This is a genomic window from Myxococcus xanthus (genome assembly GCF_013116825.1).
GTDB lineage: Bacteria > Myxococcota > Myxococcia > Myxococcales > Myxococcaceae > Myxococcus > Myxococcus xanthus_B.
Genome location: NZ_JABFNS010000154.1, coordinates 1 through 19,740 on the forward strand (window position 1 = coordinate 1; position 19,740 = coordinate 19,740).

Consider the following 19,740-nt stretch of genomic DNA (forward strand, 5'->3'; position numbering starts at 1 on the left):
GGCCCCCACCCCGCCCGTCACCTGGACCTGCCCCGGCGCCAGCGTCCGGGCCGTCTGCTGCGTGGACAGCGTGGAGGCACACCCCGGAGTCAGGGCCAGGAACAACAGGGGAAGAACTCGCATGGGATGTCACGTTATCCCCTTTCTGGCGCAGATGCTTCATTCCGGGGCGCCGCGCTGGTAAGGGGGCGCCGTGCGAATCAAACAAAAGCCCGAGGACTTCTCCGTCAAGGAGTCATACCGTTTCGACGAAGTCGACTCGGGACGTCACCGCGTCTACCTGATGGACAAGCAGAAGCTGTCCACCTTCGACGCCGTGACCCGGCTGCGGGATGCGTTCGGGCTCAAGCCCGGCGCCATCAGCTACTGCGGCCTCAAGGACAAGCAGGGCCGGACCGAGCAGATCATCGCGGTGGACGGCGCCGACGTGGACATGCAGGAGCCTGACCTGCGGCTGAAGTACCTGGGCCGCACGGACAAGCCGCTGTCCGCCGCCAACATCACCTCCAACCGCTTCTCCGTCACGGTGCGCGCGCTCCAGCCGGAGTCGCTGGGGCCCCTCAACGTGGCCGCCGCCGAGGTCAACCGCCTGGGCGTCATCAACTACTTCGACAGCCAGCGCTTCGGCTCGCTGAAGCACGGCCAGGGCTTCATCGCCAAGGACCTCATCCGGGGCGACTTCGAGGCCGCGCTGCACAACTACATGGCCAAGCCGTCCGAGCTGGACCGGACGGAGGACGCCAAGATCAAGGCCTTCTGGAAGGAGAACTGGGGCCGCTGGGACGCCCGCGTCCCCTACGAGGGCACGCGCAAATACCACCGCGTCCTCAAGTCCCTGCGCGATCAGCCGGGCGACTACCTGCGCGCCTTCATGCAGATCGACGCGGACTACCGCGCGATGCTGATCTTCACCTACCAGAGCTTCCTCTGGAATGAGGGGGTGCGGCGCTACCTCCAGCTGATGCTGCCGCGCGAGCACCTCTTCCCCATGCGGTACCAGGCCGGCACGCTGCTGTTCCACCGCGACGCCAGCCCGGAGGTGCTCCGCACGCTGCGCGACGCCTCCTTCCCCCTGCTCGCGCCCAACTCGACGTTCAGCGACCCGAAGGTGGAGGAGGCCGTGCGCTGGGTGCTGGGCCGCGAGAAGCTCCAGCTGTCGGACCTGCAGGTCCCCGGCGCCGAGCGCAGGCTCTACTTCAAGCACGAGGAGCGACCCCTGCTGTCGTTCCCGCACAAGCTCGTCGTGGGCCGCACGCAGGCGGACGAGCTCAACCGCGACGACATCAAGGTCAACATCGCCTTCACCCTGCCGCCTGGCGCCTACGCCACCCTGGTCATCAAGCGGCTGTTCCACTTCGAGTACGCCGAGGACAGCCCGGAGACCATCCGCGCCTCGCAGCGGCCGAAGCTGGCGGAGGCCGAAGCCGCCGCCGCCGCGCACGAGCCCTCCAGCCGCCGGGGCCCGCCCCGCCGGGACGTGGACGGCGCGCGCGCCTCGAGCCGGGGCGCTCCGGGCACGGAGCCTCGCCGCCGTTCGTCCGGAGACCGGGACACGCGCGCGCCCGCCGGCAACCGCGATGCCCGGGGCGCTGCTCCAGGCCGCCGCCGCACCGGGCCGCGTGAGGTGGAGCTCCTGGAGCCCGCCTCGGGCCGCGCCCGCACCCTGGCCGCCAAGGCCCCCGCGCCCACCAAGGCCCCGGAGCCCGCCGCGCCGCTGGGCTTCCGTGAGCGGCAGCGCCAGCGCAAGGACGCCCGCTCGGCCGCGCGCGCGGAGACCGAGGCCAAGCGCTCAACCAAGGCCAAGTCCGCGAAATCACGGAAGAAATAGAGATGTATCTCCCGGATGCAATGGGCGGACGGGCGCGCCGTAGACCCAGGCGTGAACGCTCTTGCCCTCGACGACGCTCCCGGGACGCTCGCCCATGCCATCGGGATGCTGATGGCTGACGAAGCCCCTCCGCTTCCCTGGAAAGCGGACGTGCAGGCCGCCCGCCGGGGTGACCCGTCCGCTTTCGAGGCCTTGGTTCGCAGCGTGCAGCGCCCGGTCTACGGCCTGGCACTGCGCCTGCTCCAGAGCGAGGCCGAGGCCGCGGAGGTGGCGCAGGAAGCGCTGCTTCGCGCCTACCAGAACCTCCACCGCTACGACGACGCGCGCCCGTTCGACCTGTGGGTGCTCGCCATCACCCGCAACCTCTGCCTGGACCTGCTCCGCCGCCGCACCAAGGTGCGCACGGAGGAGCTGGAGCCCATGAAGGAGGTGCTCCCCAGCGGCGAGGCGTCGCAGGAGGAAGGCGCCATCGCCCGCGAGGAGCGGCAGTCGCTGGAGGAGGCCATGGCCACCCTGTCCGTCGAGGACCGGGAGGTGCTCGCCCTCTATTACGTCCAGAAGCGCACGACGAAGGAGATCGCCCAGATCATGGGCTGTGCGCCTGGCACCATCATGGCCCGGCTCTTCCGGGCCCGTGAGAAGCTGCGCAAGAAGATGACGGCCGAGGAGGCTCCACGATGAATCCCCACCTGTGCCCGGACCTCGAAGTCCTCTTCACGGAGCTGGAAGCCGGTGAAGGCCCCGCGCTGGACCACGCCGCCGAGTGCGCCGCCTGCGCCGCCGTCCTGGAAGAGCACCGGCTGATGGAGCAGGACCTGTACCGGCTGGCGGATCCCCTCCCCCCGCCCACCCTGGTGGCCAGCGTCATGGCGCGCGTGTCCGCCGAACCCGTGCCCCGGCGCCGCGAGGTCTGGTCCGGGCTGGCCATCCTGCTGACGTCCATGCTGGGCGGGCTGGGCTACCTGGTGATGAGCGACCAGGCGCTCGGCCAGCTGGGAACCGGGCTGGCCTCCGTCCTGGTTCAGGGGCGCCCCTTCGTCGAAGGCGTCCTCAGCGGCGCCCACGCGCTGTGGTCCACCGCAGGCCTGACGGTGGCCTGCTCTCTCGCCTTCCTCCTGCTGACGTCTCTGTACGGTCTCAAGCGGCTTGTCGGCACCGGGCCCACTCCTTCCGAAGCGTGAGCGAACCATGAAGCTCCTCCCTCGAATCCTCTTCCCCGCTCTGCTGCTCGGCGCCCCCCTGGCGCTTGCCCAGGACACGGCGCCCCAGGCCGGCGTGACGGCGCCCGCCGCGAGCACCATCGACATCAGCTTCCGCGGCACCCTGCGCGACGCCCTCAAGACGATCGCCGACAAGGGGGGCCTCAACCTGGTCGTCACCGGCGACCTGGACTCGCCCGCCGAGGTCCACCTGCGCGGCGTCACGGCGAACCAGGCCCTGCGCACCGTGGCCCGGGCGTACTCACTGCGCCTGGACCAGGACGGCACCATCTTCACGCTGCGGCCCATGACCGCGCAGGAGAAGGACGCCGCCGAATCAGGTGAGTCCGAAGCCAACGCCGACGCCGCATCGGCCGCGCCGCCCGAGGCCAGCGATCCCCCGGAGATGGCGATTCCTCCCATCCCTCCGATTCCCGACCTCCCGAACGCGTTCTCCGAGGAGACGCGGAACGAGATGAAGCGCGCCCGGGACGAGATGAAGCGGGCCCGCGACGAGGTGCGGCGCAACATGCGTCGCAACGGCAGCCGCAACGTGGTGGCGCGCGGGCAGAACCTGGAGGTGAAGGACGGCCAGACGGTGGAGAGCGCCGTGGTGTACGGCGGCAACCTGGTGGTCCACGGTCACGTGAAGGATGACGCGGTCGCCTTCGGCGGCAACCTGGAGGTCCACGGCCGCGTGGACGGGGACGCGCATGCCTTCGGCGGCAACGTCATCCTGGGGCCGGACGCCCACGTGGAGGGAGACGTGTCTGCCTTTGGCGGCTCGGTGGAGCGCGACGACGACGCCCAGGTGGAAGGCAGCATCGAGTCCTTCGGCGGCGCGGGCATTGGCCGCATGGTGGCCAGTGAAATCAAGAAGGGCGTGAAGGAAGCCAAGGCCCCCTCCGAGAGCCAGAGGGACCACGACGATGACGGCGCGGGCCTGGCGGGCTTCATCCTCACCTTCGCGGTGCTCTTCGGGCTCGGCTTCCTGGGACAGATGTTCTTCCCCGCGCGCATGAAGCAGCTGGGCGAGGAAGTGCGCCGCAAGCCGGTGCAGTCGGGGCTCACCGGCTTCGTGGGACTGCTGGCGATGATTCCCCTCACGGTGGTGCTGTGCATCACCATCATCGGCATCCCGGTGGCGCTGGTGCTGTGGATGGCGGCCCCCGTGACGGCGGCGCTCGGCTACGCCGCGGTGGCGAGCGAGCTGGGCACGCGGTTGCCCATCTTCCGCGGCCGGAAGACGCAGGCGGTGGTGCTGGCCCTGGGGCTGCTGGTGCTGATGGTGGTGGGCTCGCTCCCCATCGTCGGCCCCCTCATCACCGCGCTGGTCGGCCTGATGGCCCTGGGCGCGGTGGTCCGCACCCGCTTCGGGCAGCGGCCGCAGGGCATGCCCGAGCCCGTCATCCCTTCGAGCGAGCAGCCGGTCTGACAGGGATTGCCGGGTGCTTTGCCCGGCGCGTCATACACTGACGTAAGTCTTCAGGGGGACTGTCCCGGGCGCCACACGGCCCAGGACGGTCCCCTCTCGCTTTACGGTGTGCGTCTTAGCCAGGCTCGGGCGCGCCATCACCGCGCCTATCAGCCAGACGTGTTGGGCATGGCGCGTCATGCCGTCAGAGGCTTTGACCGCCCGGTCCGCGTGGGCCATTTTGGCACACCCTATGCGACGCCTTCCCGACGTACCGCCGCGCGGCCGGGCCATCACCGTGGACCTCGAGGGAGAGAGCCTCCCCGCCATCGAAGGTGAGCCGGTGGCGTGCTCGCTGATTGCCGCGGGTGAGCCCATGCTCGCCCGCTCCATCAAGTACCACCGGCCGCGAGGCCCCTACTGCTTCGCCGGGGCCTGCTCGCATTGCCTGATGCGGGTGGACGGCGTGCCCAATGTCTACGCGTGCCGCACGCCCGCGCGGGACGGCATGAAGCTGGAGCGGCAGAACGCCTACCCCTCCGCGAAGGTGGACATCTTCGAGAGCATCGACTGGTTCTTCCCCAAGGGCATGGACCACCACGAGATGTTCGCCGGTGTCCCGGTGGCCGAGCAGGTGATGGCCAAGGTGGCGCGGCAGCTCGCGGGGCTGGGCCTGCTGCCCAAGACGCCCGCGCCCGTGACGGCGCCCGCGCGCACGGTGCGCACCCGCGTGGCGGTGGTGGGCGGCGGCGCGGCGGGACTGGCGGCGGCGCGCGTGCTCACCGAACGGGACGTGGGCTTCCTCCTCATCGAGCGGGACGACGCGCTCGGTGGCCGGCTCGCGAACGGCGCGCCGGAAGCCGGCGGCCCCAGCCTGGACGACATCCACCGCATCTCCCCCAGCAGCGTGCTCACGCGGGCCACCGCGCTGGGCCTGTATGACGACGAGGCGGGGCGCTTCCTCGCGGTGGGCACCTGGGAGGCGGACGCGCCGCGCCTGGTGAAGGTGTACTCGGAGCGCTTCCTGCTCACGCCCGGCGGCCATCCGCCCACGCTCCCCTTCGAGAACAATGACTTGCCCGGCGTCTACGCGGGCCGCGCGGCCAGCCTGCTGCTGCGCCGCTACGACGTGGCGCCGGAGACCGCGGCCCTGGTGGGCTGGGGCGCGGAGCTGCACGCGCTGGCGAACCTGCTCCAGGAGCGCGGCACGAAGGTGGTGGCGGTGGTGGACCTGCGGGACACGCCGCCGGCGGGCGCCCATGCCACGGCGGTGCGAGGCAGCGAGCCCAAGGCCCATGGCCTGCGCGGCGTGAGCGCCTTCAGCTACACGCGCGAGGGCGGCGGACGCGAGAAGGTGTCGTGTGACGCGGTGCTGGTGTCCGTCCCCGTCAGCCCCAGCTTCGAGCTGGCGCGGCAGGGCGGCGCGAAGGTGCCGTTCGACGAGAAGCGCGGGCTCTTCGTGGTGGAGACGGACGCGGACGGGCGCACCCAGGCGCCGGACGTGTACGCCGCGGGTGACGTCACGGGCGGAGGCACCGCGAAGGACGCGGCGGCGGCCGGACGGCGCGCGGCACAGGCGCTGGTGGGAGGGCTGTCATGAGCAAGGCGATGATCTGCTCCTGTGAGGACGTCACCGTCGACGACATCCGTCACGCGGTGTCCCGGGGCTTCTGCGACGTGGAGTCGGTGAAGCGCTACACCGGCTTCGGCACCGGCATCTGCCAGGGCAAGAGCTGCTCGGCGGCGGTGGCCGCGCTGCTGGAGAAGGAGAAGGCGCTCAAGCCCGCGGCCGTGGTGCCCTTCACGCCGCGCCCGCCGCTCTACCCCACCGAGCTGCGGATGATGGCCTCCGCGCCCGTGGACGAGTCCCAGCCGCCCGTGGGCGGGCTGCCGCAGGAAGTGGACGCCTTCCCCGCCGCGCTGCGCCCGGAGGGCCCGGTGCCCGCGAAGGCGAAGGTGGTCATCATCGGCGGCGGCATCATGGGCCTGGCGCTGGCGTACAACCTGGCGCGCGCCGGTGAGACGGACGTGGTGGTGCTGGAGCGCGGCTACCTGTGCGCGGGCGCGTCCGGCCGCAACGGCGGCGGCGTGCGCATGCAGTGGGGCACGCCCTCGCTGGTGGAGCTGGCCAAGCGCTCCATCGAGCTGATGAAGGGCTTCGCGCGCGAGCTGGGCATCAACGTCTGGCTGCGCCAGGGGGGCTACATCTTCCTGGCGAAGACGGCGCCGGTGGCCCAGCGGCTGGAGCGCAACGTCTCGCTGCACAACCGCTTCGGCGTCCCCACCCGGCTCATCACCCCCGACGAGGCGCGCGACATCGTCCCCGGGCTCACGATGAAGGACTGCCTCATCGCGTCCTACAATCCCGAGGACGGCGTCATCTTCCCCTGGCCCTTCCTGTGGGGCTACGCGCAGGGCTGCCAGAAGCGCGGCGTCCGCGTGGAGACGTACACGGACGTCACCGGCTTCGAGACCAGCGGCGGCCAGGTGCGCAAGGTGAAGACGACGCGCGGGGACATCGCCTGCGACACCGTGGTGCTGGCCGCCGGCGCCTGGAGCCCGCAGGTGGCGAAGCTGGTGGACGTGAAGCTGCCCAACGAGCCGCACCGCCATGAAATCCTCAGCACCGAGCCGCTGAAGCCCTTCCTGGGGCCGCTGGTGTCCGTGCTCGACAGCGGGCTGTACTTCAGCCAGTCCATGCGCGGCGAAATCGTGGGCGGCATGGGCGACGCCAAGGAGCCCGCGGGCCTCAACATGGGCAGCACCCTGCGCTTCGTGTCGCGCTTCGCGCAGGCGCTCATGGAGCAGCTGCCCGAGGTGGGCCACGTCAAGGTGCTGCGCCAGTGGGCCGGCTGCTACGACGTGACGCCGGACAACAACCCGATTCTGGGGCGCACCCCGGGCCTGGACAACCTGCTCCAGATGTCCGGCTTCGTGGGCCACGGCTTCATGATGGCCCCCGCCGTCGCGGAGCGGATGGCGAAGTGGATGGCCACCGGCGAGTCCGACGAGCTCTTCACCCGCTTCAACCTCCGGCGCTACTCTGACGCGGCGGGCCATTCGCGTGAGTTCGGCACCGGAACGCTGGAGCGCGAGGACATGGTCATCGGCTGAGCCCCGGCCACGCCGTTCCCGGGCCGCGCCTGGACCCCGCCTCCACCGGGTCTGGACGCGGCCCTTGTATTTTTCCGGAGCCTGTCCTGGCCGGAGACAACGGCCGGGGAGCGAATTGACCCGGAACGCATCAGCTCAAGACAGTCTCGCAAATCATGAAAACCACTGGCAACCCCCAGCGGGACTGTGAAGCGCCTTTACATCAACAACTGGGTTACCTGGACAGGGACGCACCAGTCGCGTGTGCAGGCGCGGTGTCCGCTCCGAGGAGAGACGCTCGGAGTGGAGACATGGCACGGCGCGTGCCTTGGCGCCTCGCCGCGCAATCCAGCGCGAGGAGGTGTTCCGATGTTCCCGAAGAGCGTTCGTGCGCTGTTCCTGGTGGGAGCCCTGTCTGCCTGCGGCACCGAAGCACCTCCCGACGTTCCCAACGCGGACGGTCAGGAGCCGCTGCAGTCTCAGGAGTCCAACGTCATCGTGGGCTCGGTGAACTGGGTGAGCGCCACGACGCTGTCCGGCACGCAGCGCACGCGCTCGCGCGCGGTGGGCTACCTGTCCATTCCGGCGGTGGGCTCGCGCTGCACGGCGTGGCTGGTGTCGCGGGATGTGGTCATCACCAACAACCACTGCATCGGCAGCAGCGCCGAGGCCTCCGGTGCGCGCGTGTCCTTCAACTATGAGGACGGCGTCAGCTCCACCGCTCGCGTCTGGTACAACTGCGGCACGATGATCCGCACCTGGGCCAGCGACGACATGACGGCGCTGCGCTGCGCGGCCACCAATGGCCAGCTCCCGGGTGACGTGTACGGCTGGCTGACGGTGGCCAGCACCAACGCCGCCACCAACGCCAGCATCTACGTGGTCCACCAGAACTGCGACTACTACACGACGAGCGGCTGCACGCCGACGAAGAAGTCCTCGCCGGGCGTCGTGCGCAACGCCAACTACAGCACCACGGACCTGTCCTATGACGCGGACACGCTGGGCGGCTCGTCCGGCTCGCCCGTGCTGTCCTCGTCTTCGCACCAGGTGGTGGGCCTGCACCACATCGGCCTGGGCGGCAACTCGCAGGGCCGCGGCACGGCCAACACCGGCGTGAAGGCCACGCGCGTGAAGGCGCGCCTGGCCGAGATTGGCCTCTAAAGACGAGGCACCTCCGCGTCACGCGGGTGATGGCTCGCCCGCCAGCGGCAGCGTCTGGGGGGCCTGCCGTGGAGGGAGCAGCAACTCCTCCCGCCGCAGGCCCCGCAGCGCCATCCGCCCCAGGCTCCGCTTGAGCCCGCGAGGCAGCAGTGGCAGCAGCCGCATCACCCACCGGTGCCCCAGGCCCGGGTACACCAGGGCCGCGCCGCGCTCGAAGCCAGCGAGCGCCTCGCGGGCGCAGCGCTCCAGCGACAGATGGAAGAAAGGCGCCAGCGACTCCGCGCCCTCCACCCCCGCTTCCCACAGCGGCCCCGGAGCCACGCGCGTCACCGTGACGCCCTGCCCCTCCACCTCCAGGCGCAGCGCCTCCGTGAAGCCGTCCAGGAAGCGCTGGGTGGCGGAGAAGGTGGCCGAGCCCGGCAGGATGAGCTGCGCCGCGCCGGAGCCGATGTTGAGGATGCCGCCCCGTCCACGCTCCAACATCGGCTTGAGCAGCCGGTGCGTCAGCAGCGCGGGCACCCAGACGTTGGCGCGCAACATGGCCTCCACACGCCCCCAGCCCTCCTGGGCATAGAGCGCCTGGTCGCCCTCCGCGGCGTTGTTCACCAACACGTCCACGCGGACGAACTGCGACTCCAGCGCAGCGAGCAGCGCGTCCACCTGCTGGGGATCGCACACGTCGCAGGATTCGACGAGCACGCCCAGCGTCGGGTAGTTCAGCAGGAGTTCCTCGCGCAGGGGCTCCAGGACCTCGGCCTGATGGTCCACGAGCACCAGGGTCCGAACGCGACGCGCAAGCAGCCGGGCAAGCTCCCGGCCAATCCCCCGGGCCGCGCCGATGATGAGCACGGTTCCTTGGTCGATGGGGAGAGGACGCATGACCAAATCCTCCGTTCGTTGAGGTGCCCATCGTGCGCATACCTTGCGCGGTCTGCCGCTCCCCCCGCAGGGTTTGCACGCCTGGACAGCAGACAGCCTGCGCGGCGCTGGCACGGCTCTTCCATCTGGGGAGCGCCATGACCAGAAAAGAAGACATGGCGACTGTTTCCCGAATCCTCGTTCCCGTGGACCTCTCGGACGGCTCCCGGGAGATCATCGACTACGCGGTGAGGCTCGCTCGGCCTTTCAAGGCATCGGTCGAGGTGGTCCATGCCTGGGAGCCCCCCCAATACGTGGCGCCCGACCTGCTGGTGGCCGCGCCGGGGTGGGACTCCCAATCACTGGAGCACGTCGCCGTGGAGGCAGCGACGAAGGAGCTGACGGCCCAGATGAACCAGGGGGAGCCCCCGGGCGTGCCGGTGAGCCAGAAGATCGTCGTGGGTGAGGCGGCGTCCACCATCCTGGACCTCGCCGAGCAGGACAAATGCGACCTCATCGTCATGGGCACCCACGGGCGGCGCGGCCTTCCCCGCCTGCTCCTGGGGAGCGTGGCGCAGAAGATCGTCGCCCGGGCGCCCTGCCCGGTGCTCACCATCCACCTGTCCGAGCGGAAGTAGCGCGGGCGCGCCTCACGGCCCCGGGGCGGGAGCCACCGGGGGGGCGGCCGGCGCCCCCGCCTTCCGCCGCGAGGCAAGCACCGACGGCACGGCCAGCACCGCCATGGCGGCGACGACGAGCGCGGCGCCCACCAACTCCAAGGCCCCCGCGCCCGGCTGGCCCAGGATGACGGACATCGCCACGGTCGCGACCACTCCGGCGAGCACGCTGGACGCGCGATTCACCGGCACGCAGAAGGCATTCTCCCGCCCGTCCAGGAGGATGAGGCCGCCGAAGATGCCGGTGGCCTGCGACAGCAGTCCCACGGCGAGCTCGGAGGTCAGGTGGCCTCGCGACAGGGCCCCGGTGAAGCCCTCGCGGATGTCACCGAGCACGCCATCACCGCCGATGAGGGCCAGCACCGCCAGGGTGCCCACCAGCACGGGCGTGGCCACCATCTGCTCCTCCACGAAGTAGCGGATGGAGACCTCACGCTCGCCGGACTTGGCCAACTGGCTCATCGCGCGCAGCCGGAAGAAATAGGCCGCCAGGTACACGCCCACGTCCACCGTGGCCAGGAGCGTCAGCGTGGGGCTGACCGACGAGCCCGCGGCCACCGCCACCGCCGTGAAGCTCAAGCCCAGGGCCACCCATGAGGGCCAGCGCACCCGCCGTCCGCTGAGGACGTCCACCAGCGGCGCCAGGACGAGCACGCCGCCGCGCATCAACAGCATCATGAAGACGATGGACGCCCCCGGCAGGGTGTACGCCAGCGTCGTGGTGCCGATGATGGCCGCCGAGCAGAGCCCCGACAGCAGCGTCCACCGCCCTGGCGCCGGCACCTGGAAGCCCCACACCTGGCGGTGCCCCGCGTAACGCCACCAGCGCATCCACGTGAGGAAGGCGAACATCCCCACCAGCGAGGCCGCGGTGCTCACCGGCAGGAGCGTGAAGCCGGAGATGCCCTCCCGCATGCCGGGCAAGACGCCTCCGGACAGCGCCTTCGTCAGCGCGCTGTAGGGGGCATAGGCCACGAAGTAACCCAGGGCATATCCCCAGATGCTCAGGTCACGGACGTCATCGTTTCGAAGAGGCGTGGCGGACAGGGCGTGTTCCCGGGTGGGGGGTGGAGACAGCGTTGTGCAAGCCGCACGCCGGGGTGGTGACGGTGTGGGCACGCAATCGACTCCGTGCAGGCGCGTATCCAGCGGCGTCACGGCTTTCACAGGAGCCTCGCATGCGCTCGTCCCCCATTGCCACCTTGGCCCTCGGGCTCGCCCTCGCCACCCCTGCCTTCGCCGAGGACGACGCGAAGCCGCCCCAGAAGTGGAAGGTGGTGTGCGCCACGCAGTCGAAGGACGGGAGCCGCGCCGTCCAGGGCACGGACCTGATCATCGAGGCCGGTGAGAAGGTGAAGGACGGCGTCGCCGTGGAGGGCAACGTCATCATCCGCAAGGGCGCGGTGGTGGAGGACGTCGTCGCCATCCGGGGCCGCGTCATCGTCGAATCCGGAGCCCGGGTGACGGGCAGCGCGGTGTCCCTGGGCGGAGAGGTCCGCGTCCACAAGGGCGCCGCTGTCGACGGGGACGCCATCGCCCTGGGAGGAAAGCTGAAGGTGGATCAGGACGAGGCGGTGAAGGGCGATCAGGTCAGCCTGTCCTTCGAGATTGGCGGCCGGGACATCGTGCGCGGCTTCATTGAAGACGTGCTCGACGAGGAGACCGGCTGCCACATCGTCGACGAGAGCGACAAGGACGTCTGAGTCACGCGGCGCTGGCCGGCCCCGGCGGCACGGCCGGCTCGGTGCCGGTGCGCGTCAGCGGCATCAGCGAAGCCCGCAACGACAGGATCTGTTCGCGGGCCAGGTTCTTCAGCGTCTCCACATCCGCCAGCGTCATCCCCTTGGTGGAGATGGGCGTGCCCACCGTCACCAACCCACGCGCGGTGGCGAAGCGCCAGGAGTGCTTCGGCAGCGCCCGCCGCGTCCCGCTCACCGCAAGGGGCAGCACGTCCGCCTGCGCCTCGATGGCCAGCCGGAACGCGCCGTCCTTGAAGGGCAGCAGGTCATCCGTCTTCGAGCGCGTCCCCTCCGGGAAGATCATCACCGGCATGCCCTTGGCCAGCCACTGGCGGCACTTCGCCATGGCGCCCGTCGCCGAGTCGCGGTCGCCGCGGTGCACGGGGACGTCCCCCGCCATCCACATGCTCCATCCCACGACGGGAATCTTGAAGAGGCTGGCCTTGCCCAGCCACTTCATCTCCCACGGCAGGTGCGAGATGAGGAACGGGTCCGCGTTGGACTCGTGGTTGCTCACGACCACCGTGTTCGGCGCGACCTTGTCCGGCACCGCACCGTGCACGCCAAAGCGCCAGAACGGCGTCAGCTTCGCCGCGGTGACGCCGATGAGCCGGAAGCAGCGCCCCGTCACGTGGCGCTTGCGGTCGAAGGCCCAGGTCAGGATGGCCAGCGACAGCTGCACACAGAAGCCAACCAGCGCCACCAGGCCAATCTCGATCCACGTCCAGATGGAGAGCAGTGCGTTCATGAGAGCCTCGAACAAGCGTCAGCGAACCGCGGGGTCCAGGTCCACGCTCACCGGACAGTGGTCCGAGCCGAGCACGTCCGGGTGGATGCCAGCCTTGCGCACGTAGGCCATGGCCGCCGGCGAGGCCAGGACATAGTCGATTCTCCAGCCGATATTCTTCTCCCGAACGCCGGCCCGCTGACTCCACCACGAATAGTTCCCCCCACCCTTGTTGAAGTGGCGGAAGGTGTCCACCCAGCCGGCACGAATCCACCGGTCGAACTCCTCGCGCTCCTCGGGCCGGAAGCCGCTCGTCTCCCGGTTCTCCTTGGGCCGCGCCAGGTCGATGTCTTGATGCGCTGTGTTGAAGTCCCCCATCACCAGCACCCGGCCACCATCGCGCAGGGGCTTCTCCAGCCGCTCGAAGAGGCGCTGGTAGAAGGTCAGCTTGTAGGGAATGCGGCTCAGGTCCCGGTCCTTCCCGTTGCCGTTGGGAAAGTAGCCGTTCACCACGGTGAGCTTGCCGAAGCGGGCAATCTGCAGGCGCCCTTCGACGTCCAGCTCCCCCACGCCGAGCACCGTCACGACCTCATCGGGCTCCAGGCGGCTGTACAGTCCGACGCCGCTGTAGCCCGGCCGCTCCGCCGCCACGAAGTGCGTCTTCCACCGGGACGGTGAGCGCACCTCGTCGGGAAGCTGGTCGGCGCGCGCGCGGACCTCCTGCAGACCAACGACTTGCGCCCGGCACCCCGCGAGCCAGGGCAGGAAGCCCTTGCGGTGCACCGAGCGAAGTCCGTTCACGTTCCACGAAACGACTCGCACGGGGAAGGCTTATGGCCCGCCCCGTGCGGCATTACCAGCCCCTACCGCACACACGGGCGGTAGGGGCGAACAGGAGACCTGCTACGGCTCCACCGCGCTCGACGCGTTCTGCGGCTGACGCGTCGGACGGAGGATGAAGTCCGCCGAGTTGTCGTTCGAGTCATGGCCGTTGCCCAGCAGCGCGTCCGCGCCGGTGGTCATGGACTCCACCGTCGAGGTGGCCGAGGCCTTGCGCTCGTAGCTGCCCGCGACGGGCGGCACGGTGGCGATGCGCGTGCCCTCCGGCTGGTTGGCGTTGCTGCCGTAGCCCACCGTGTCCACCACCAGCGGCGAGGTGATGGCGTCGGTCAGCGCCATCTCCGGGTAGCCCAGGCGCACATGGCCCGCGGAGCCGCCCATCGCGATGGTGCCACCCCAGTTCGCGTTACCCGTCACGGTGTTGCCCGACGCGCTCGCGTAGCCCGACGACACCGCCAGGAAGTAGCTCCGCGGCGCGATGACCGAGCCGGCGGGCAGCGTGTAGCTGGCGTTGTAGCCGGTGGTGCCCGCGGCGGACTTGTACTGGAGCTTCCAGCCAGAGATGTCCACCGCGCTCGACGTCGGGTTGTAGAGCTCGATGAACTCGTCGCCGGAACCACCGGGGCCCGCGGGCGCGAACTCGCTGATGACGACGTGGCCCGTGCTGCTGCCCGCGGTCACCTGCACCGCCGCCGCGATCGACTGACCGTTCAGCGCGGCCACCAGCTGACCCTCGCCGCCCGTGCTGCCCGCGGTGAAGTCGAACTTGGCGGACAGGCTGTTGGCCGTCACCGTCACCGTGGCCGGCACCGTGCCCAGCGACGCGGGCTCCAGCGCGAGCTGGATGACCGTGTCCTGCGCCGGGGGAACGTCCAGCTCCACCGTGAAGCCCTGCGTCTGGCCAGCGCTCACCGAGATGACCTCGGGCGACAGCGTGGCCAGCTCAGCGGCCTGATCCGCCGCCAGCACCCGGACCGTGGCCGTGCGAGTGTCGTTGCCCAGCCTGGCCGTCAGCGTCGCCTTGTCCGTCTCCGGATCCGCCGCCAGGTTCGCCGTCACCTGCACCGTGGCGGAGCGCTCACCCGGGGCGATGCGCACCAGACCACCCTGCACGTTCAGCACGGCGCTGGACGAAGCAACCTCGACCCAGACCTCCGCCGGAGCGTCCTCACGCAGACGCACCGTCAGCGCCTCGGGGAACGTCGCCCCCGTGGTGCCGGTGCGAGCGAAGGTGCCCGTCGGACCGAAGCTGTCCAGCGAGACCTGGACCGTGCCCGCGTCCGTACCGGCATCAACGTCCGTGCCCGCGTCGGTGCCGGCGTCGTCCTCGCCCGTGCCCGCGTCAGTGCCGGCGTCCGGCTCACCCGAACCACCGTCCTCATCCGAACCCGCGTCCGGCTCGCCCGAACCACCATCCTCGGTGGTGCCAGCGTCGTCCTCACCGGTGCCAGCGTCCTCGGTGGTGCCAGCGTCGTCCTCACCGGTGCCAGCGTCCTCGGTGGTGCCAGCGTCGTCCTCACCGGTGCCAGCGTCCTCACCGGTGCCAGCGTCCTCGGTGGTGCCAGCGTCGTCCTCACCGGTGCCGGCATCCTCCTCGGTGCCCGCATCCGGCGTGGGGCGACGGCAGCTGTTGTCACAGTTGTCGTTGTTGTTTCGGTTGCCGTCGTCGCACGTCTCGCCAGCCTCGACGATGCCATTGCCGCAGACGGGCCTGACTTCAGGATCGTCGCCACATGCGGACATGAAAAGGAGCAGTGCGGACAGCGGCGCCAGCATCTGCCGGAAGGACCAGGGCATGGGTAAAGAGTCTCCGTTGAAACTTGAAGAGCCCCCTGCATCCCATATCTGTCACCCACTACGCAATCCGGGCGGCAGTTTCCGATTTCACTGGACTCGGGCCCGGGCCATGAGCCCCCCGGTCTCCCCTCTCAGGACGGAGGCACCGGAGCGTGCTCCCCGACCTCATGGGGTGGCTCCAAGCCGTGGTCCACGAGGAAGACACGGACGGCCTCGGCGATCTCCGACCCGGCCTCCAGCAGGCCGGCGTGCCCCGCGTCATCCACCCGCATCCAATGGGCGTGCGGCATTGCGTCACGCATTCGTTCCATCTCCCCCAGCGGAACGAGCAAATCGTTGCTGGCGGCGACGATGAGCGTGGGCACTTGTACCGTCCTGGCCACGTCCCAGGCATGGCCCTCCACCATGCCCCGGAGGGTGTACCAGTAGGCCCTGGGGCTCATCCGGCGCAGGGCGAGCATGAACTCGTCGATGTCCGCCCGAGGCGCCCGGGCCCGGAGCGCCCCCACCATCCGCGCCAGGGGATAGGCGAAGCGGCTGGCCATCACCGCGTGCGCCACGGGCGCCGCCAGCGGCAGCGTGGGCGTGGCCAGCCTGAGCATGCCCCGGGTGGCGGACAGGAACGCGTGGGCCCTGGCCGAGTCACCCCCCGAGCCGAATGCCCCCGGCGCCCCGGCGATGAGCGTCATGGACGGAATCAGGTCCGGCCGCCGCCGGTACAGCTCCAGCAGGACGCGCACGCCCATGGAGAACGCCACATGGTGCGGCGGCCGCCCATCCCCCCGGGCCATCACCGCCTCGGTGATGCGCTCCAGGTCGTCCACGTGCACGCGAATCTGGTACCCGTCCCCCAGGGATTCATCACTGCTGCCGTGGCCCCGGTAATTCCAGTGCACCACCCGGTGGTCCTGCTCCAGGTTTGCCACCAGGTAGCGCCAGAAGTTCTCCGAGGAGCCAATCCCGTTCGTCAGCAGCACCGTGGGGCGGGCCACCAGCTCTGAGTCGGCGGTGGACTCCCGGAGGTTGCCGAAGTGGGTATGCCAGGCGACCCGGGTACCATCCGGGGCAGTCACAAAGCGCGTGGTGCGACGGTAGGGCATGCCACCTCCCACGATGCGGCGCCCGGGCCGGGGGCGCAAGCATCAACCTGCCCTGACGGGTGCGTCCCGAGGTATGAGGGGGCGCCATGCTTTGCGTCGACGTGGAACGGTTCGATATCCGCCCTGCCCTGGCCCACTACGCCGAGCACGGCTACGCGAAGCTGGGCCGGGTGCTGGGTGACGAGGGCCTGGACGCGCTCCGCGAGCGAGCCGACGACCTGATGCTGGGCCGGGTCGTCCACCCGGGCCTCTTCTTCCAGCCGGACGCCACCACCGGCCGCTACGAGGACGCCCCCCTGGGACTGGGCTGGCAGGGCCCCTCCCTGGACTACCGCAAGCTGGAGAAGCTGGAGAAGGACCCGCGCTTCCTGGCGTGGATGGAGAACCCGCTGTTCGAACGCATCGCCCGGGCGCTCATCCCCCGCGACATCGTCCTCTACCGCGCCATCCTCTTCCACAAGGGGCAGGCCGGCGGCAGCAACCTGCCCTGGCACCAGGATGGCGGCCGGCTGTGGGGGCTCACCCACGAACCGGAGCTGCAGATCTGGACCGCGCTGGATGACGCCCCCGAGGACGGCGGCTGTCTGGAAGTCGTCCCGGGCAGCCACCGCGGCGGCCTGGTGACGCCCCTGGGCGGGGTGATTCCTCCGGAAGCGGTGGCGGCGGCCGACGCTGAATCCCGCGTCCTGCCCCTGCCGGCGCGCGCTGGCGAGGCCATCCTGGTCCACAACCACCTCTGGCACCGCTCCGGACGCGGGCGCCCTGGCCTGCGCCGCCGCGCCTTCTCCGCCTGCTACATGGACGCGGTCGTGCGCTGCCTGCGCAAGAAGAAGGCCCCCCGCGTCTTCCCACCCATGTTCCGCCGCTGACCTCAGCCCACCAGGGGCATGCGCAGCGGGGGCTCCACCGGCTCCTTCGCGCGGCGCGCCACCGGCAGGGAGACGCGGAAGGTGCTGCCCCGGCCCTCCTCGCTCTCCACGGAGATGTCTCCACCGAAGCCGGTGACGATGCCGTGGCAGATGGACAGGCCCAGCCCCGTGCCCTCGCCCACCGGCTTGGTGGTGAAGAAGGGGTCGAAGATGCGGGCGCGCACCTCCGGCGGCATGCCCACGCCCGTGTCGCGCACCTCGATGATGACGCGGTCCCCGGTGCTCCGCAGGCTCAGCCGGACCTCGTGCTGCTCCGACTGGCCCATCGGAATGGCCTGCGCGGCGTTGATGAGCAGGTTGAGGAACACCTGCCCGAAGCGGCCCTCGTTGCCCTCCACCAGCGGCACCTCGCAGTAGTCGCGGACCAGCTGCGCGCGCAGCTTCAGCTCGCTGCGCGCCAGGGTGATGGCTGACTCGAGCACCGCCTGCACGTTGACGGCGGTGGCCACCTCGTCGTCGCCCCGGGAGAAGGTCCTCAAGTCCCGGACGATCTGCCGCACGCGGTGCGCGCCGTCGGTGGCCTCGCGCAGCACCTCCTCCAGCTCCGCCATGCGGCCCGACGGCAACTCCGGCGCCAGGGCGTGCAGTTCGCCCGCGAGGAACGACAGGTTGGAGAGGACGAAGGCCAGCGGGTTGTTGATTTCGTGCGCCACGCCCGCCGCCAGCGTCCCCACCGCCGCCAGCCGGTCCGACACCACGAGCTGCGCCTGCATGGCCTTGCGGTCGGTGACGTCCACCGCCACGCCCGCCAGCAGCCGCCGCCCCGAGCGCTCCCGCACGATGAAGCGGTAGGTGAGCCAGTGGCGCTCGGTGCCGTCGCGCGCGGGAACCATCATCTCGGTGATGCTCTGCTTACCGGAGGTCAGCACCGCGTCGTCATCCCGGCGCGACTGCTCGGCGGAGGCCGCGGGCATCAACTCCACGTCGGACACGTTGGACATGTCCGCGCCCACCGGGTAGCCGAAGAAGCGGCTGTAGCGCGCGTTCACCCAGATGCGGCGGCCCCGCTCGTCCTTCATGAAGGCCACCGCGGGGATGTTGTCCATGAAGGACGCGAACAGCTCCTGCGACTCCTCCAGCGCGCCCATCGCCAGCGTGTTCTGCACCATCAATTCCTGACGCGCCTGGGCCTCGGCCGCGTTGCCCATGGCCGCGCCGAGCAGCCCCGCCATCAGCTCCAGCGTGCGCACGTCCCGGTCCTCGAACGTGTTCGGCCGCCGGCTGGTGACGTTGAGCACGCCCACCGGGCGACCCTCGCGCCACAGCGGCACGCAGATCATCGACCGCGCGCCCACCTGACGCAGCGCCGTCACGTTGACCCGGACGTCCGCCTCCGAGTCATCCGTGCGCATCACCTCGCCCCGCAGCAGGCTGGCGCCCGTGAGGCTGCCCTCCACCTTCAGCCGGAAGCCGATGAAGGGCGTCAAGCTGCCGCTGGCCACCAGGTAGTTCACCTCCTCGTCGGTGTCCGCCCCCAGCAGCGCCACCGCCGCGCCGTCCGCACCGCACAGCAGCCGCGAGCGCTCGCACAGCAGCCGCATCAGCTCGTCGAGCCCGTAGCCCGCCATCGCCACGTCCGACTGCATCTGGATGATGGAGGCCAGCCGCGCCACCTCGCCCCGCGCCTCCGCCTCGGACGTCCGCCGCTGGCGCCGCGCCGCCACCCGCCGCTCCAGCAACAGCCGCCGTGCGCGCACCTGCACCGGGGTGAAGGGCTCCACCAGGAACTCGTCCACGCCCGCGGCCAGCAGCGGCTCGAGCGCCGCGTCCGTGCCGTCCCGCGCCAACCCCAGCACCAACGGCTCCTCGGGACGGGCCCGCGTCCGCAGCGCGTCCAGCCAACGCGCGTCCTCCACCAGGTCCGCCGCGTCCACCACCAGCACGTCCACGGGCCCGTGCCCCAGCGCCGCGCCGGCTTCCACCACGTCGGCGGTGCTGAACACGGCCTGGCCCTGGCGCCGCAGCTCCTCCGCCACGGGGTGCCGGTCATCAGAGGTGAGACACAGGAACTTCATCCAGTCGCCCTGCTCCGTGGCCCCAAACACACGGGGTGAAAAATACTATGATTCTGTAGCACGGCATTTCCAGCCAGAGGCGACCTGTCTGGCGGGGGTCAAGCGCACCCCATGTCCAGTGGAAACAGACTGGCCGGAGGGCAAACGGGTGGCCACCGGGTGGCGCCAGGACGCTATCCTCCGCGCGTGCCGGGCATCCCTGGAGTCGTGGTCGCCGAGCAGCCGCACTACCTGCCGTGGGTGGACTTCCACGAGCAGTTGGCCCGCGCGGGGACCTTCGTCGTGCTGGACAACGTGCAGTGGCTGCGGCGCGGCTGGCAGCGGCGCACGCGGGTGGCCCTGCCCCACAACGTCCCCCAG

18 protein-coding genes are annotated in these 19,740 nt (G+C 70.5%); 11 read left to right on the top strand and 7 right to left on the bottom strand.

The features are described 5' to 3' along the window. Nucleotides 1–193 precede the first annotated feature (193 nt). The 7 genes from truD (at nucleotide 194) to HNV26_RS32040 (ending at nucleotide 8,698) form a co-directional block, all read left to right on the top strand. A complete protein-coding gene (gene truD / locus HNV26_RS32010; RefSeq protein WP_171445574.1) occupies nucleotides 194–1,828 on the top strand; it encodes a tRNA pseudouridine(13) synthase TruD in 1,635 nt (544 codons plus the stop codon). A gap of 111 nt (nucleotides 1,829–1,939) precedes the next feature. Continuing rightward, nucleotides 1,940–2,509 (top strand): RNA polymerase sigma factor, encoded by a 570-nt coding sequence (locus HNV26_RS32015; RefSeq protein WP_225889004.1) that lies wholly within the window; start codon nucleotides 1,940–1,942, stop codon nucleotides 2,507–2,509. Beyond that, nucleotides 2,506–3,009: a hypothetical protein gene (locus HNV26_RS32020; protein ID WP_171452937.1), complete on the top strand. Its 504-nt coding sequence runs from the start codon at nucleotides 2,506–2,508 to the stop codon at nucleotides 3,007–3,009. Before HNV26_RS32015 ends, HNV26_RS32020 begins: the two co-directional genes overlap by 4 nt. Before the next feature lie 7 nt (nucleotides 3,010–3,016). Beyond that, entirely contained in the window at nucleotides 3,017–4,462 is a 1,446-nt protein-coding gene (locus tag HNV26_RS32025; RefSeq protein ID WP_171444849.1) for a DUF8173 domain-containing protein, read from the top strand. 232 nt (nucleotides 4,463–4,694) lie between these two features. Beyond that, nucleotides 4,695–6,041, top strand: a complete 1,347-nt coding sequence (locus HNV26_RS32030) for a 2Fe-2S iron-sulfur cluster-binding protein (protein WP_171444848.1) — start codon at nucleotides 4,695–4,697, stop codon at nucleotides 6,039–6,041. Further along, complete coding sequence (locus tag HNV26_RS32035; protein ID WP_171444847.1) at nucleotides 6,038–7,555, top strand: FAD-dependent oxidoreductase; 1,518 nt, start codon at nucleotides 6,038–6,040, stop codon at nucleotides 7,553–7,555. Before HNV26_RS32030 ends, HNV26_RS32035 begins: the two co-directional genes overlap by 4 nt. A gap of 348 nt (nucleotides 7,556–7,903) precedes the next feature. Then, nucleotides 7,904–8,698 (top strand): trypsin-like serine peptidase, encoded by a 795-nt coding sequence (locus HNV26_RS32040; protein ID WP_171444846.1) that lies wholly within the window; start codon nucleotides 7,904–7,906, stop codon nucleotides 8,696–8,698. 18 nt (nucleotides 8,699–8,716) lie between these two features. On the opposite strand, the gene HNV26_RS32045 is transcribed toward HNV26_RS32040, so the two are convergent. After that, nucleotides 8,717–9,577 (bottom strand): SDR family NAD(P)-dependent oxidoreductase, encoded by an 861-nt coding sequence (locus HNV26_RS32045; RefSeq protein ID WP_171444845.1) that lies wholly within the window; start codon nucleotides 9,575–9,577, stop codon nucleotides 8,717–8,719. Between the two features lie 155 nt (nucleotides 9,578–9,732). On the opposite strand from HNV26_RS32045, the gene HNV26_RS32050 reads away from it, so the two are divergent. Next, a complete protein-coding gene (locus tag HNV26_RS32050) occupies nucleotides 9,733–10,194 on the top strand; it encodes a universal stress protein (protein ID WP_171444844.1) in 462 nt (153 codons plus the stop codon). A 12-nt stretch (nucleotides 10,195–10,206) separates the two neighbouring features. Here HNV26_RS32050 and HNV26_RS32055 read toward each other — a convergent pair whose 3' ends face one another. Beyond that, nucleotides 10,207–11,208 (bottom strand): hypothetical protein, encoded by a 1,002-nt coding sequence (locus HNV26_RS32055; protein ID WP_253817254.1) that lies wholly within the window; start codon nucleotides 11,206–11,208, stop codon nucleotides 10,207–10,209. Nucleotides 11,209–11,411: 203 nt separating this feature from the next. Here HNV26_RS32055 and HNV26_RS32060 point away from each other — a divergent pair, with 203 nt between their 5' ends. Continuing rightward, nucleotides 11,412–11,936 carry a hypothetical protein gene (locus HNV26_RS32060; RefSeq protein WP_171444843.1) on the top strand — a complete coding sequence of 175 codons (525 nt, stop codon included), beginning with the start codon at nucleotides 11,412–11,414 and terminating at the stop codon, nucleotides 11,934–11,936. Between the two features lies 1 nt (nucleotide 11,937). Here HNV26_RS32060 and HNV26_RS32065 read toward each other — a convergent pair whose 3' ends face one another. The 4 genes from HNV26_RS32065 to HNV26_RS32080 all read right to left on the bottom strand — a co-directional run bounded on the left by HNV26_RS32065 (nucleotide 11,938) and on the right by HNV26_RS32080 (nucleotide 16,436). Then, nucleotides 11,938–12,720, bottom strand: coding sequence for a lysophospholipid acyltransferase family protein (locus tag HNV26_RS32065; protein WP_171444842.1), 783 nt, complete (start codon nucleotides 12,718–12,720; stop codon nucleotides 11,938–11,940). A gap of 18 nt (nucleotides 12,721–12,738) precedes the next feature. After that, nucleotides 12,739–13,521 carry an exodeoxyribonuclease III gene (locus HNV26_RS32070; RefSeq protein WP_171444841.1) on the bottom strand — a complete coding sequence of 261 codons (783 nt, stop codon included), beginning with the start codon at nucleotides 13,519–13,521 and terminating at the stop codon, nucleotides 12,739–12,741. A gap of 81 nt (nucleotides 13,522–13,602) precedes the next feature. Next, complete coding sequence (locus tag HNV26_RS32075; RefSeq protein ID WP_171444840.1) at nucleotides 13,603–15,336, bottom strand: lamin tail domain-containing protein; 1,734 nt, start codon at nucleotides 15,334–15,336, stop codon at nucleotides 13,603–13,605. Between the two features lie 131 nt (nucleotides 15,337–15,467). Further along, nucleotides 15,468–16,436 (bottom strand): alpha/beta fold hydrolase, encoded by a 969-nt coding sequence (locus HNV26_RS32080; protein WP_171444839.1) that lies wholly within the window; start codon nucleotides 16,434–16,436, stop codon nucleotides 15,468–15,470. A gap of 86 nt (nucleotides 16,437–16,522) precedes the next feature. Here HNV26_RS32080 and HNV26_RS32085 point away from each other — a divergent pair, with 86 nt between their 5' ends. After that, nucleotides 16,523–17,305: a phytanoyl-CoA dioxygenase family protein gene (locus HNV26_RS32085; protein WP_171444838.1), complete on the top strand. Its 783-nt coding sequence runs from the start codon at nucleotides 16,523–16,525 to the stop codon at nucleotides 17,303–17,305. A gap of 2 nt (nucleotides 17,306–17,307) precedes the next feature. On the opposite strand, the gene HNV26_RS32090 is transcribed toward HNV26_RS32085, so the two are convergent. Continuing rightward, nucleotides 17,308–19,380, bottom strand: coding sequence for an ATP-binding protein (locus HNV26_RS32090; protein WP_216612921.1), 2,073 nt, complete (start codon nucleotides 19,378–19,380; stop codon nucleotides 17,308–17,310). A gap of 186 nt (nucleotides 19,381–19,566) precedes the next feature. Here HNV26_RS32090 and HNV26_RS38735 point away from each other — a divergent pair. Further along, nucleotides 19,567–19,740: WbqC family protein (locus HNV26_RS38735; protein ID WP_194866437.1), on the top strand; the 174-nt coding region annotated here is incomplete at its 3' end.